Here is a 13,538-nt window from a genome sequence, read left to right on the forward strand (position 1 = left end):
ATGGCAAGCAAGCCGCCCGCGACGGACCCGGTTCAGGACGCGCCGCAGGTCGCGGCCCCGCAGCACCATGCCGCGGGCATCCCCGCCGTCCGGCAGTCCCTCAAGATCGCCCGCGAGCAGATGGGCGTGAAGCGCACCGCCCTGACCCTGCTCCGCGTCAATCAGAAGGACGGCTTCGACTGCCCCGGCTGCGCCTGGCCCGAGCCCGAGCACCGGCACACGGCCGAGTTCTGCGAGAACGGCGCGAAGGCGGTCGCCGAGGAGGCCACCCTGCGCCGGGTGACCCCTGAGTTCTTCGCCGCGCACCCGGTCGCGGACCTCGCGACGCGCTCCGGGTACTGGCTCGGCCAGCAGGGCCGCCTCACCCACCCCATGTACCTGCCCGAGGGCGGCGAGCGGTACGAGCCGGTGACGTGGGAGCGCGCCTTCGACATCATCGCCGACGAGCTGACCGCGCTCTCCTCCCCCGACGAGGCGGTCTTCTACACCTCGGGCCGCACCAGCAACGAGGCGGCGTTCCTCTACCAGCTCTTCGCGCGCGAGTTCGGCACGAACAACCTGCCCGACTGTTCCAACATGTGCCACGAGTCGTCCGGCTCCGCCCTCACGGAGACGATCGGCATCGGCAAGGGCAGCGTCCTCCTCGAAGACCTCTACAAGGCGGACCTGATCATCGTCGCCGGGCAGAACCCGGGCACGAACCACCCGCGCATGCTCTCCGCCCTGGAGAAGGCGAAGGCGGGCGGCGCCCGCATCATCTCCGTGAACCCTCTGCCCGAGGCGGGCCTGGAGAAGTTCAAGAACCCGCAGACCCCCAAGGGCCTCACCAAGGGCTCCTCCCTCACCGACCTCTTCCTCCAGATCCGGCTCGGCGGCGACCAGGCCCTCTTCCGCCTCCTCAACAAGCTGATCCTGGAGACGGAGGGCGCCACCGACGACGCCTTCATCGCCGAGCACACGCACGGCTTCGAGGAGTTCGCGGCGGCCGCCCGCGCCGCCGACTGGGACGAGACCCTCAAGGCGACCGGCCTGTCCCGCGCCGACATCGAGCGCGCCCTGGAGATGGTCCTCGCCTCCAGGCGGACCGTCGTCTGCTGGGCGATGGGCCTGACCCAGCACAAGCACTCCGTGCCCACCATCCGCGAGGTCGTCAACTTCCTGCTCCTTCGCGGCAACATCGGCCGCCCCGGCGCCGGCGTCTGCCCCGTCCGCGGCCACAGCAATGTGCAGGGCGACCGCACCATGGGCATCTTCGAGCGCCCCGCCCCCGCCTTCCTCGACGCCCTGGAGAAGGAGTTCGGCTTCGCGCCGCCGCGCGAGCACGGCTTCGACGTCGTCCGCGCCATCCGCGCCCTGCGCGACGGAAAGGCGAAGGTCTTCTTCGCCATGGGCGGCAATTTCGTCTCCGCCTCGCCCGACACCGAGGTCACCGAGGCGGCCATGCGCCGCGCCGCCCTCACCGTCCACGTCTCCACCAAGCTCAACCGCTCGCACGCCGTCACGGGCGCCCGCGCGCTGATCCTGCCGACGCTCGGCCGCACCGAGCGGGACGTGCAGGCCAGTGGCGAGCAGTTCGTCACCGTCGAGGACTCCATGGGCATGGTGCACGCCTCGCGCGGCCGCCTGGAGCCCGCCAGCCGCCACCTGCTCTCCGAGCCCGCCATCGTCGCCCGCCTCGCCCGCCGCGTCCTCGGCGCCGACTCGGTCATCCCGTGGGAGGAGTTCGAGAAGGACTACGCGACGATCCGCGACCGCATCGCGCGCGTGATCCCCGGCTTCCAGGACTTCAACGCGCGCGTGGCCGACCCGGCGGGCTTCGCCCTGCCGCACGCCCCGCGCGACGAGCGCCGCTTCCCCACCGCCACCGGCAAGGCCAACTTCACGGCCGCGCCCGTGGAGTACCCGCACCTGCCCGAGGGCCGTCTCCTCCTGCAGACCCTGCGCTCGCACGACCAGTACAACACCACGATCTACGGCCTGGACGACCGCTACCGGGGCATCAAGAACGGCCGCCGCGTCGTCCTCGTCAACACGGAGGACGCCAAGGACCTCGACCTGGCCGACGGCTCCTACGTCGACCTCGTCAGCGAGTGGAGCGACGGCGTGGAGCGCCGCGCCCCCGGCTTCCGCGTCGTCCACTACCCGACAGCGCGCGGCTGCGCGGCCGCGTACTACCCGGAGACCAACGTCCTGGTGCCGCTCGACGCCACCGCCGACACCAGCAACACCCCCGCCAGCAAGTCCGTCGTCGTCCGCCTGGAACAATCGAGCACCGACTGAGCGTTTGCTCAGCCAGCCAGGTACACAGGTACACAGGAACGCAGGTACGACGGACGGAGCCGGGCCCCATGGGCGAGCAGAACCACGTGAAGTTCCCGCAAGAGGTCATCGACGAGTACGCGACGCTCGGCGTCGATCTGCCCGCCCTGTTCTCCGCCGGGCACCTCGGCACCCGCATGGGCGTCGAGATCAAGGAAGCGTCCGCGGACCGCGTCGTCGGCACCATGCCCGTCGAGGGCAACACCCAGCCCTACGGGCTGCTGCACGGCGGCGCCTCCGCCGTCCTCGCCGAGACCCTCGGCTCCGTCGGCTCGATGCTCCACGGCGGCCCCAGCAAGATCGCCGTCGGCGTCGACCTGAACTGCACGCACCACCGGGGCGCCCGCTCCGGCCTCGTCACCGGCGTCGCCACGCCCGTGCATCGCGGGCGCACCACGGCCACGTACGAGATCGTCATCACCGACGAGCAGGACAAGCGGGTCTGCACGGCCCGCCTGACCTGCCTCCTCAAGGACGCCCCCACGGCCCCTACGGCGCCGTCGGCAGCCTGAGCGTCGCGTCCCCGGCGCGCACGGTCATCCTCGTGCCCGCCGGGTACCGCAGCGTGTAGTCGTAGTCGGTCGAGATCAGCACAACGCCCAGCCGGTGCCCGGCCTCGAACACATAGTCCTCGGGCTGCATGTCCCAGCGCAGCCGGTACTCGCGGCCCTCCACGACCCTGCTCTGACGGTCGTACGAGCGTCGGTTGCGGGCGTCGAGCCAGCCCCGCGTCACGATCTTGAAGTCGGCCGTCTCCGTCGCGTGCCGCGTCCGGTACGCGCAGCCCGTCTCACCGGGCAGGTCCGGCACGCCCTCGCCGTAGCAGACCTGCCGCGACGTGTCGGTGACCGTGCCGGACGTCGCGCGGGTGGCGCGCCCGTAGTCGACCAGGAGCGCGGTCACGTACGGGGACGTACCGGAGAGTGACGAGCGCACGTCGATCTCCGGCACGCCGTTGAGGCGCAGGTCCCGCTCCAGCGGGCCGGTCGTGTACGCGAGCCGGTTCGGGTTCGGGGTGTCGGGCACGGTGACGAGCTGCTCGGCGGGGACGGTACGGCCCGCGTCGACCAGGGACTGCACCTGTCGCGGTCCCGCCGCGCGCCCCAGGGTGCCGTCGGCGCGCAGCCGCAGCGTCAGGTCCTGGGTGCCGGGCGCCGGCCAGTCCGGCTGCCGCCGCCAGGTGAAGTCGGCCTGCTCCACGTCGACGCGGGGCTCGTCCAGGACGCCGTTGCGGATGCCGTAGAGCCAGTGGTCGAACCAGTGGTGGACCTGGCGCAGCCACTCCTCCATGCGCAGCGGCATCGGATTGGCGTGCCCGGCCTGATGCAGCCACAGCTTGCGCGGAACATGGTGCTTCTTCAGCGCCTCCCACAACTGCCCGGCGTTCTTCGTCTTCACGTTCCAGTCGTTCAGGCCGTGGACGACGAAGACGCCCGCCTTGATCCTGCGCACGTCCTTGAGGTAGTCGCGCTCTCGCCAGTACGGCGACCAGTCGCCCGTCACCCGGTCCTGGTCGCGCTCCAGGGCGTCGAGCACCGGCTTGCAGATGTCCTGGTCGGCGCGGGAGTACACGTAACGGGCGAGCACATCGGTGTCCTCGCCCTGGAAGGTGCCGGGGGCCACGACGCCGCCGTTCGCCCGGTAGTAGTCGTACCAGGACGAGATCCCGGAGATCGGCACGATCGCCTTGAGGCCCTTGACGCCCGTGGTGGCGACGGCGGTCGGCAGCGTGCCGTTGTAGGAGATGCCCATCATCGCGGCATTGCCGGTCGACCAGTCGGCGCGCACCGGGTTCCCGTCCGGGTCCCAGCCCTTGGCGCGGCCGCCGAGCCAGTCGATCGCGGCCTTCGCGCCGAGCGTCTCGTTGCGGCCGCCCGAGGTGGGACAGCCGGTGGAGCCGCCCGTACCGAGACTGTCGACCTGCGCCACCGCGTAACCGCGCGGCAGGAAGTAGTTGTCGTAGTAGCCGGACCAGGCGACGGCGGGACCGGTCAACCCCGGCTTGCGCGCGCCCAGTTGCCGGAACGCTCCCGCGACCGGCAACCCGTCCTCGTCGAGGTCCACAGCATGGTTCGGCACGTCGTTGCCGCCCGCCCAGTACGGGCTCGCCTCGATGATCGTGGCGACCTTCAGGCCGGCCGCCTCCGTCTCCTTCGGCCGCAGGATCCGCATCCGTACGGTGTCGCGCTCGCCGTCACCGTCACTGTCGACCTCCGTCTGGACGTCGACCTGCTGCAGGACGGCGTCGGCCCGCGAGAAGACGGGCTGCGTCTCGTGCCCGGATATCCGCAACTCGGCCCGATGCGGGCGCTGTTCGGCGGCGTACGCGGACGTCGACGCGGCCAGCACCGCCGCCAGCGCGCACACCACGGCCGGACCGCGCGGACGGCGTGCTCTCGTACCGGTGGATCTCACCATCGTGCCTCCAAGGGCGCGGGAAGGGAGTGCCTCGCGGGACGCGGGTATTCCACCGCGCCCACCGCCGACCCGCCAGAGGGCGTCGGAGACACGGCCCCGCGCCTCACTCCCCGCCCGGACAACTCCGCGCCCCGCTCCAGGCGTTGGCAAAGCGAACCCCCTCGGCATACCGTCGAACATGACCGGCATCGGCCCCGTCGAGTCCTGGGATCCGGGCGGGGACGCGACCGACGGCGGCACCGCGTCACCGGCCCGCGTCGACACCCTCTCCACCCCGCGCTCCGAGACCCCGCGCCTGCGGGAGCGCTGGGCCGCCGTGCCCGTCCGGCGGCGCCGCGCCACCCTGCTGCTCGTGGCCTGCGCGGCCGCCCTCGGCGTGCTGCCCGTCCTGCGCCCCACCCCGGCCGCCACCACGCCTTCGCCCTGGCCCGCGCAGGCCACGACGGTGCGGTACGACGGCCCCGCCCCGGAGAACGGCGCGTTCCGGTTCACCCTGCGCGTCAGCACCGGAAGCCCGGTCAGCGTGCGCCAACTGCGCGCGGGACTGCCGGAGTTGGGCGCCGCGACCACACCCCGGCTGCCCCTGACGGTGCGGCCGGGAGAGCCCCGTACCGTCACCGTCTGGCTCGCCGTCTACGCCTGCACGGGCCTGCCGCGCGGCATCGACCTGCCACAGCTCGACATGGATCTGCGCAACGAGCGCGCGCGGCAGCGGCACAGCTTCCTCTTCGGCGGCGCCTTCGCCCGGGACCTGTGGGCGTTCCTGCGCGCCAACTGCGGGCCCGCGCTGCCGCGCCCGGCACTCGGCCCGTCCGCCTCGTACGGCCCACCGGAGACGATCACACATGTAAGTAACACACAGTTACCCCCGGCGCAATGAGCCGGTGCGAGCCTCGCGAGGCCGGGCGCACGCCTTCCCCACCGTTCGCACACCGTCGGCACACACACCCCGGCAGCCCGCCCCATGGCGTTCAAGATCAACTCAAGTTCCGTAGCGGAACTGCGAGTTCTCGGTATGTGAACAACTGGTTGTCAGGGGCCACTATCCTCAAACGCCCCATTCGTCCGCACTGCACCCGCCCGAATCCGCCCCGGCATAACAAGAGCGTCACAGCCTGCCCTCGCCTACTCCCCCATCCCCTACCTGCGCTTATAGTCACGGCCAGTCACCGCGCCGCCGGGCGCGTCACTTGCACGGCCCCTGTACCACCACGTACGGCCCGGCGAGACTCACGGCCCCCGCCCCGGGGACCGCGCCAGGGAGAGGAATGATCGTGCGACACCGTTCTCTGCTCATACTCACCACCGTGCTCACGACCGGAGCACTCACGCTCACCGCCTGCGGATCGCGCGACGACAAGGGCAGCGACGACAAGGGCGGCGGCAGCACCACGGTCGTGATCGGCGTCGACGCGCCCCTCACCGGCCAGAACTCCGCCACCGGCCTCGGCATCAAGTCCGGCGTGGAGATCGCCGTCAAGGACGCCAACGACAAGAAACTCGTCCCCGGCGTCACCTTCAAGGTGTCCGCCCTCGACGACAAGGCCCTGCCGCCCACCGGCCAGCAGAACGCCTCGCAGCTCGTCGCCAACAAGGACGTCCTCGGCGTCGTCGGCCCCCTGAACTCGGGCGTCGCGCAGACCATGCAGAAGGTCTTCGCCTCCGCCAACCTCGCCGAGATCTCCCCGTCCAACACGGCCCCCGAGCTCACCCAGGGCAAGAACTGGGTCTCCGGCACCAAGACCCGCCCCTTCAAGACGTACTTCCGCACCGCCATCACCGACGAGGTGCAGGGCGGCTTCGCGGCCGACTACGTCTACAAGACGCTCAAGAAGAAGAAGGTCTTCGTCGTCGACGACAAGCAGACCTACGGCGCCGGTCTCGCCGGCATCTTCGGCAAGAGCTTCAAGAAGCTGGGCGGCACGGTCGTCGGCACCGACCACGTCAACGTCGGCGACAAGGACTTCGCCACCCTCGTCACCAAGATCAAGAACTCCGGTGCCGAACTGCTCTACTACGGCGGCCAGTACGACGAGTCGCAGGTCCTCACCAAGCAGCTCAAGGACTCCGGCGCCAAGATCCCGCTCATGGGCGGCGACGGCATGTTCACCCCGACCTACATCAAGACCGCGGGCGCCGCCGCCGAGGGCGACCTCGTCACCTCCGTCGGCGTCCCCGTCGACACCCTGCCCGCCGCCAAGGACTTCATCGAGAAGTACAAGGCCGGCAACTACAAGGGCGACTACGGCACCTACGGCGGCTACTCCTACGACGCCGCCACGGCCATCATCAAGGCCATCGGCAACGTCGTGAAGGACGGCAAGGTCCCCGCCGACGCCCGCCAGAAGGTCGTCGACGAGCTCCAGAAGATCAACTTCGAGGGCATCGCGGGCCCCGTCGGCTTCGACGAGTACGGCGACACCAAGAACAAGCAGCTCACCCTGTACCAGGCCACCAAGGGCGAGTGGAAGTCGGTCAAGACCGGCACCTACAACGCCGGCTGACCACCCCGCGCCTCCCGCAGCACCAAGCACCACGTACTGATCGCTGAGCACTCAGCACCGCGTCACACGAGCATTCCGCCACACCAGGGCCGCGCGGCCACGACCACCCGTCAACCGCGCGGCCCGCGCTCTCTCCCCCGTTCACTCTCCGCACCCACATGGAGGCCATGCGGTGCACACCCTGCCGCAACAGCTGGCCAACGGGCTGATTCTCGGCTCGATGTACGGGCTGATCGCCATCGGCTACACGATGGTGTACGGCATCGTCCAGCTCATCAACTTCGCCCACGGTGAGATCTTCATGACCGGCGGCTTCGGCGCCCTCACCGTCTACCTGATCCTGCCCGGCGGCACATCCATGTGGGTCGTCCTCCCCCTGATGCTGATCGGGGGCGGCCTCGTCGCCGTCCTCATAGCCGTGGGAGCGGAACGGTTCGCCTACCGCCCCCTCAGAGGCGCACCACGCCTCGCACCCCTCATCACCGCCATCGGCCTCTCCCTCGCCCTCCAGCAGGCCGTCTTCAACTGGTACCCCGAGGCCGACAACGCCCGGAAGTTCCCCCAACTGCCCGGCGGCCCCTTCAACATCACCGACAACCTCAAGATCCAGTCCGGTGAACTGTTCGTCCTCGTCGCCGCACCCATCTGCATGGCCGCCCTCGCCTTCTTCGTCCGCACCTCCCGCACCGGCCGCGCCATGCAGGCCACCTCGCAGGACCCCGACACCGCCCAGCTCATGGGCATCGACACCAACCGCATCATCGTCATCGCCTTCGCCATCGGCGGCTTCTTCGCCGCCGTCGCCGGCATCGCCTGGGGCTTCCGCGTCGGCAGCGTCAACTACGACATGGGCTTCGTCGCCGGACTCAAGGCCTTCACCGCCGCAGTCCTCGGCGGCATCGGCAACATCTACGGCGCCATGCTCGGCGGCCTCGTCCTCGGCCTCGCCGAAGGACTCGCCACCGCCTACATCGCCGACATCCCCGGCATGGACCAGTTCGGCGGCCAGGGCTGGGCCTCCGTATGGGCCTTCATCCTCCTCATCCTCGTCCTCCTGTTCAGGCCACAAGGCCTACTGGGAGAACGCGTAGCGGACAGGGCGTGAGCGGCATGACCGACACCACCGCCCCGCCCGCCGAGCACACCCCGCTCATCAAGATGCCCTACGCCGCCGCCCGCGCCCTCGTCGCCGCAGGCGCCGTCGCCACCATGGCGAGCACCATGCTCGCCTGGACCTGGACCTCCGCCTTCCCCGGCGACCTCACCGTCAACGGCTACCCCGCCGGCCTCCAGCTCCTCACCCTCACCGGCGGCGCCCTCACCCTCCTCTACGCCCTCACCCTGTGGAACGTGAAGGGACTGCGCTGGCTCAACCCCGCCCGCGCCCACGCCCCCGTCTTCCTCATGGCCCTGGCCGCCTTCGCCGTCACCTGGTACACGGTCCTCGCCATCTCCATCGAGTTCGGCGGCCTCGCCAACCTCGAACCCGGCGGCTTCATCGCCGCCATCGCCTCCGCCCTCCCCGTCATCGGCGCCCTCGGCCTGCCCCGCCCCGGCACCACCTGGAAGTCCTACTTCCGCAAGGCCGACCACGTACCCCCGCCCGCCGCCGTACCCCCCTGGGCCGAACGCCTCATCATCACCGGCGCCCTCGCCGTCGGCCTCATCGTCTTCACCTACGGCATCGGCACCCCCGACGACGAATACGGCGAAACCTTCAGCGGCTACATGCTGCTCGTCATCTTCGCCGCCTGGGCCCTCGTCAGCGCCGGACTCACCGACCGCTTCTCCGCCCTCAACGCCCGCCACAAGGGATTCGCCACCTCCATGGCCTTCCTCGCCGCGGCCGTCTTCCCCTTCACCCAGTCCGAGGACCACAACGCCAACATCGGCGTCAACATCCTCATCTTCGCCACCGTCGCCCTCGGCCTCAACATCGTCGTCGGCCTCACCGGCCTCCTCGACCTCGGCTACGTCGCCTTCCTCGGCGTCGGCGCCTACGCCGCCGCCCTCGTCTCCGGCTCCGAGTACAGCCGCTTCTCCGGCACCCAACTCCCCTTCTGGGGAGCCGTACTCGTCGGCATGGGCGCCTCCCTCCTCTTCGGCGTCCTCATCGGCGCACCCACCCTGCGACTGCGCGGCGACTACCTCGCCATCGTCACCCTCGGCTTCGGAGAGATCTTCCGCATCGCCGTCAACAACCTCGACGGCTCCTCCGGACCCGACATCACCAACGGCCCCAACGGCATCGCCAACATCCCCGACCTCGAAATCTTCGGGTTCAACTTCGGCGAAGCCCACCAGATCGGCTCCTTCACCCTCGGCCGATTCGCCAACTACTTCCTCCTCATGCTGGTCTTCACGGCCATCGTCGTCCTCGTCTTCACCCGCGCCGCCGACTCCCGCATCGGCCGCTCCTGGGTCGCCATCCGCGAGGACGAGACCGCCGCCACCGCCATGGGCATCAACGGCTTCCGCGTCAAGCTCATCGCCTTCGCCCTCGGCGCCGCGCTCGCCGGCCTCGCGGGCACCGTCAGCGCCCACGTCAGCTACTCCGTGGTCCCGACCCCGTACCAGTTCGCCGGCGCCGCACCGCCCAACTCCGCCTTCCTCCTGGCAGCGGTCGTCCTCGGCGGCATGGGCACCGTCAGCGGCCCGCTCCTCGGCGCCAGCCTGCTCTACCTCATCCCCGAGAAGCTCAGCTTCCTCAAGAGCTACGAACTCTTCGCGTTCGGCATCGCCCTCGTGCTCCTCATGCGATTCCGCCCCGAAGGCATCATCGCCAACCGCCGCCGCCAGCTCGAATTCCACGAGACCGGCCAACTCGACATCCCCGAACAGCAAAGCCTGCCCGAAGGCACCATCGGCGCCACCAAGGCGACCAAGGCAGGGGCGTGACCACCATGACCCAGACCGTCCTCGAAGCCAGCGACGTCACCATGCGCTTCGGCGGCCTCACCGCCGTACGCTCCGTCGACCTCACCGTCAACGAAGGCGAGATCGTCGGCCTCATCGGCCCCAACGGCGCCGGCAAAACCACCTTCTTCAACTGCCTCACCGGGCTCTACGTCCCCACCGAGGGCAAAGTCTCCTACAAGGGCTCCGTCCTCCCGCCCAAACCCCACCTGGTCACCCAGGCCGGCATGGCCCGCACCTTCCAGAACATCCGGCTCTTCGCCAACATGACCGTCCTGGAGAACGTCCTCGTCGGCCGCCACACCCGCACCAAAGAGGGCCTCTGGTCGGCCCTCCTGCGCGGCCCCGGCTTCAAGAAGGCCGAAGCGGCGTCCGAGGAACGCGCGATGGAGCTGTTGGAGTTCATCGGCCTCGCCCACAAACGCGACCACCTCGCCCGCTCCCTCCCCTACGGAGAACAGCGGAAACTGGAGATCGCCCGCGCCATGGCGAGCGAACCCGGCCTGCTCCTCCTCGACGAGCCCACCGCCGGCATGAACCCGCAGGAGACCCGCGCCACCGAGGAACTCGTCTTCGCGATCCGCGACAAGGGCATCGCCGTCCTCGTCATCGAGCACGACATGCGCTTCATCTTCAACCTCTGCGACCGCGTCGCCGTCCTCGTCCAGGGCGAGAAACTCGTCGAGGGCACCAGCGACGTCGTCCAGGGCGACGAACGCGTCGTCGCCGCCTACCTCGGCACCCCCTTCGAAGGCGCCCCCGAGGACACCGCGCTCCAGGACGTCCAGGCAGCGGAGGCGCACGCCGCGGAAGGCGGCCCCTCGGACGGCTCAGCGGACGGCTCTGTGGAAGGAACGAACAAGTGACCGCCCTGCTGGAGGTCGAGGACCTCAAGGTCGCCTACGGCAAGATCGAAGCCGTCAAAGGCATCTCCTTCACCGTCGAGGAGGGCCAGGTCGTCACCCTCATCGGCACCAACGGTGCGGGCAAGACCACGACCCTGCGAACGTTGTCAGGGCTCCTCAAGCCCCTGAGCGGCAAGATCACCTTCAACGGGCAGCCCCTCACCGGCGTCCCCGCCCACAAGATCGTCGCCCTGGGCCTCGCCCACTCCCCCGAGGGCCGCCGCATCTTCCCGCGCCTCACCATCCTGGAGAACCTCCAACTCGGCGCCTTCCTCCGCAAGGACTCGGCAGGCATCGAAAAGGACCTCCAACGGGCCTACGACCTGTTTCCCATTTTGGGTGAGCGTCGGAAACAAGCGGCCGGAACCCTCTCCGGCGGCGAACAACAGATGCTCGCCATGGGCCGGGCCCTCATGTCCCAGCCCAAACTCCTCATGCTGGACGAGCCCTCCATGGGCCTCTCCCCCATCATGATGCAGAAGATCATGGCGACGATCGTCGAGCTGAAATCCCAGGGCACGACGATCCTCCTCGTCGAACAGAACGCCCAGGCGGCACTTTCGCTGGCCGACCAGGGGCACGTCATGGAGGTCGGCTCCATCGTCCTCTCCGGGACGGGCCAGGACCTGCTCCACGACGAGTCGGTACGGAAGGCGTACCTCGGCGAGGACTGACCCGGTTCGTGTCTGTGCCTGTACGTGACTGAGGCCCGCGCCCCGAGATCTCCTCTCGGGACGCGGGCCTCAGCGCTGCGTTCTAGCCCTTGGACGCCTTCTTCTCCTCGGCGTCCTGGATGACCGCCTCCGCCACCTGCTGCATCGACAGGCGCCGGTCCATCGACGTCTTCTGGATCCACCGGAACGCCGCCGGCTCCGTCAGCCCGTACTGCGTCTGCAGCACCGACTTCGCCCGGTCCACCAGCTTCCGCGTCTCCAGGCGCTGGGTGAGGTCCGCGACCTCCTTCTCCAGCGTCTTCAACTCCGTGAACCGGGACACGGCCATCTCGATCGCCGGGACCACATCACTCTTGCTGAACGGCTTCACCAAGTACGCCATCGCGCCCGCGTCCCGGGCGCGCTCCACGAGGTCGCGCTGCGAGAACGCGGTCAGCATCAGCACCGGGGCGATCGACTCCCCCGCGATCTTCTCGGCCGCGCTGATGCCGTCCATCTTCGGCATCTTCACGTCCAGGATCACGAGGTCGGGCTTGTGCTCGCGGGCCAGCTCGACGGCCTGCTCGCCGTCACCGGCCTCGCCCACGACGGTGTAGCCCTCTTCCTCGAGCATCTCTTTGAGGTCGAGGCGGATCAGGGCCTCGTCCTCGGCGATGACGACACGGGTCGTCAGCGGCGGGACGTGCGACTTGTCGTCGTCAGCGGGCTGGGGCGACTCGGGGGCGGTCACGGGGGCGCTCCTTGGTTATGCAGGGCGGGGGTACTGCTGACAAGAGCCTACCTAGCTGCGGTAAGGTGGTCGGGCAGCGGGTCAGGGGAAACCTTGGATTCCGTGGGCCCCGGTAGCCCAATTGGCAGCAGGCAATGGATTCAAAACCCATACAGTGTCGGTTCGAGTCCGACCCGGGGCACTTTTCCTTCGAATCGAAGGTTGCGACTGGGAAGCGGATGCTCACGTTCTCGTGAACATCCGCTTTTTGCTGCGTGTCGCGCGGCCTCATGCCCCACGGTGCTCACATGTACGACAGTGGCACACGCAAGCGAGCCCTGGCGCTGGTGGCGCAAGGCCGCAGCCTGAACTCGGTAAGTCGGGAGACCGGCATCTCCCGTGCGGCGATCCGGTCCTGGCAGACCCGGATCGAACCGCTCGGTTGGAGCCGCGCCGCCTCGTGCCCACGCTGCCAGAAAGTGCCTGAGCCGCCCTCCGACCCCGCCGCTTACACGTACCTGCTCGGGCTGTACCTCGGCGATGGCTGCATCAGCCACCTCCGACGAGGCACCTACTTCCTTCGCATCACCTGCGCCAACGATTGGCCCGGCCTGATCGACGCCTGCGCCGAAGCGATGCAGACCGTACGGCCCGCCAACAAAGTGTTCCGCGTGCAACGCCAGGGCTGCCAGAACGTGACCTGTTACAGCAACCACTGGCCGTGCCTGTTCCCGCAACATGGCCCTGGCAAGAAGCATGACCGCGAGATCGCCCTTGCACCCTGGCAACAGGAGCTCGTCAACGCCCATCCCTGGGAGTTCGTCCGGGGCCTGATCCACTCCGACGGGTGTCGGATCACGAACTGGACGGAGAAGACCGTCGGCGGCGTACGGAAGCGCTACGAATACCCGCGGTACTTCTTCACCAACAAGTCCGACGACATCCGGAAGCTGTACACGGACACACTCGACGCGCTCGGCGTCGAGTGGAGTTCGCTGGCCCGCGGCGTCAACCCGTTCAACATCTCGGTCGCCCGCAAAGCCTCCGTCGCCTTGATGGACAAGCACGTAGGCCCGAAATACTGACCCGGCGC

General features: G+C 69.2%; 11 protein-coding genes and 1 tRNA gene. 10 read left to right on the forward strand and 2 right to left on the reverse strand.

Annotation, left to right across the window (positions count from 1 at the left end; all coding sequences use genetic code 11):
- Entirely contained in the window at nucleotides 1-2,280 is a 2,280-nt protein-coding gene (locus tag ABZ877_RS25075) for an FdhF/YdeP family oxidoreductase (RefSeq protein WP_361074896.1), read from the forward strand.
- A 68-nt stretch (nucleotides 2,281-2,348) separates the two neighbouring features.
- Nucleotides 2,349-2,831, forward strand: a complete 483-nt coding sequence (locus ABZ877_RS25080; protein WP_361074898.1) for a hotdog fold thioesterase — start codon at nucleotides 2,349-2,351, stop codon at nucleotides 2,829-2,831.
- On the opposite strand, the gene ABZ877_RS25085 is transcribed toward ABZ877_RS25080, so the two are convergent.
- Nucleotides 2,809-4,737: a Xaa-Pro dipeptidyl-peptidase gene (locus ABZ877_RS25085; protein WP_361074900.1), complete on the reverse strand. Its 1,929-nt coding sequence runs from the start codon at nucleotides 4,735-4,737 to the stop codon at nucleotides 2,809-2,811. The genes ABZ877_RS25080 and ABZ877_RS25085 overlap by 23 nt on opposite strands.
- Nucleotides 4,738-4,915: 178 nt before the next feature.
- Between ABZ877_RS25085 and ABZ877_RS25090 the strand changes: the two genes are divergently transcribed.
- The 6 genes from ABZ877_RS25090 (at nucleotide 4,916) to ABZ877_RS25115 (ending at nucleotide 11,736) form a co-directional block, all read left to right on the forward strand.
- Nucleotides 4,916-5,617, forward strand: coding sequence for a hypothetical protein (locus ABZ877_RS25090; protein WP_361074902.1), 702 nt, complete (start codon nucleotides 4,916-4,918; stop codon nucleotides 5,615-5,617).
- Between the two features lie 388 nt (nucleotides 5,618-6,005).
- A complete protein-coding gene (locus ABZ877_RS25095) occupies nucleotides 6,006-7,241 on the forward strand; it encodes a branched-chain amino acid ABC transporter substrate-binding protein (RefSeq protein ID WP_361074904.1) in 1,236 nt (411 codons plus the stop codon).
- Nucleotides 7,242-7,413: 172 nt separating this feature from the next.
- The gene (locus ABZ877_RS25100) at nucleotides 7,414-8,346 is read left to right on the forward strand and encodes a branched-chain amino acid ABC transporter permease (protein WP_361074906.1); all 933 of its coding nucleotides are present in this window, start codon (nucleotides 7,414-7,416) and stop codon (nucleotides 8,344-8,346) included.
- 5 nt (nucleotides 8,347-8,351) lie between these two features.
- The gene (locus ABZ877_RS25105; RefSeq protein ID WP_361074908.1) at nucleotides 8,352-10,139 is read left to right on the forward strand and encodes a branched-chain amino acid ABC transporter permease; all 1,788 of its coding nucleotides are present in this window, start codon (nucleotides 8,352-8,354) and stop codon (nucleotides 10,137-10,139) included.
- A gap of 5 nt (nucleotides 10,140-10,144) precedes the next feature.
- Entirely contained in the window at nucleotides 10,145-11,023 is an 879-nt protein-coding gene (locus ABZ877_RS25110) for an ABC transporter ATP-binding protein (protein WP_361075098.1), read from the forward strand.
- Nucleotides 11,020-11,736, forward strand: a complete 717-nt coding sequence (locus ABZ877_RS25115; RefSeq protein ID WP_361074910.1) for an ABC transporter ATP-binding protein — start codon at nucleotides 11,020-11,022, stop codon at nucleotides 11,734-11,736. Before ABZ877_RS25110 ends, ABZ877_RS25115 begins: the two co-directional genes overlap by 4 nt.
- An 82-nt stretch (nucleotides 11,737-11,818) precedes the next feature.
- Here the strand turns inward: ABZ877_RS25115 and ABZ877_RS25120 are convergent, their stop codons facing one another.
- Nucleotides 11,819-12,466: a response regulator gene (locus ABZ877_RS25120; protein WP_361074912.1), complete on the reverse strand. Its 648-nt coding sequence runs from the start codon at nucleotides 12,464-12,466 to the stop codon at nucleotides 11,819-11,821.
- Nucleotides 12,467-12,572: 106 nt separating this feature from the next.
- Between ABZ877_RS25120 and ABZ877_RS25125 the strand changes: the two genes are divergently transcribed.
- A tRNA-Leu gene (locus ABZ877_RS25125) sits at nucleotides 12,573-12,647 on the forward strand.
- Nucleotides 12,648-12,753: 106 nt separating this feature from the next.
- Nucleotides 12,754-13,530 carry a helix-turn-helix domain-containing protein gene (locus ABZ877_RS25130; protein WP_361074914.1) on the forward strand — a complete coding sequence of 259 codons (777 nt, stop codon included), beginning with the start codon at nucleotides 12,754-12,756 and terminating at the stop codon, nucleotides 13,528-13,530.
- The last annotated feature ends 8 nt before the right edge of the window (nucleotides 13,531-13,538 follow it).

It is taken from the genome of Streptomyces sp. NPDC046939, from assembly GCF_040644575.1.
Lineage (GTDB): Bacteria > Actinomycetota > Actinomycetes > Streptomycetales > Streptomycetaceae > Streptomyces.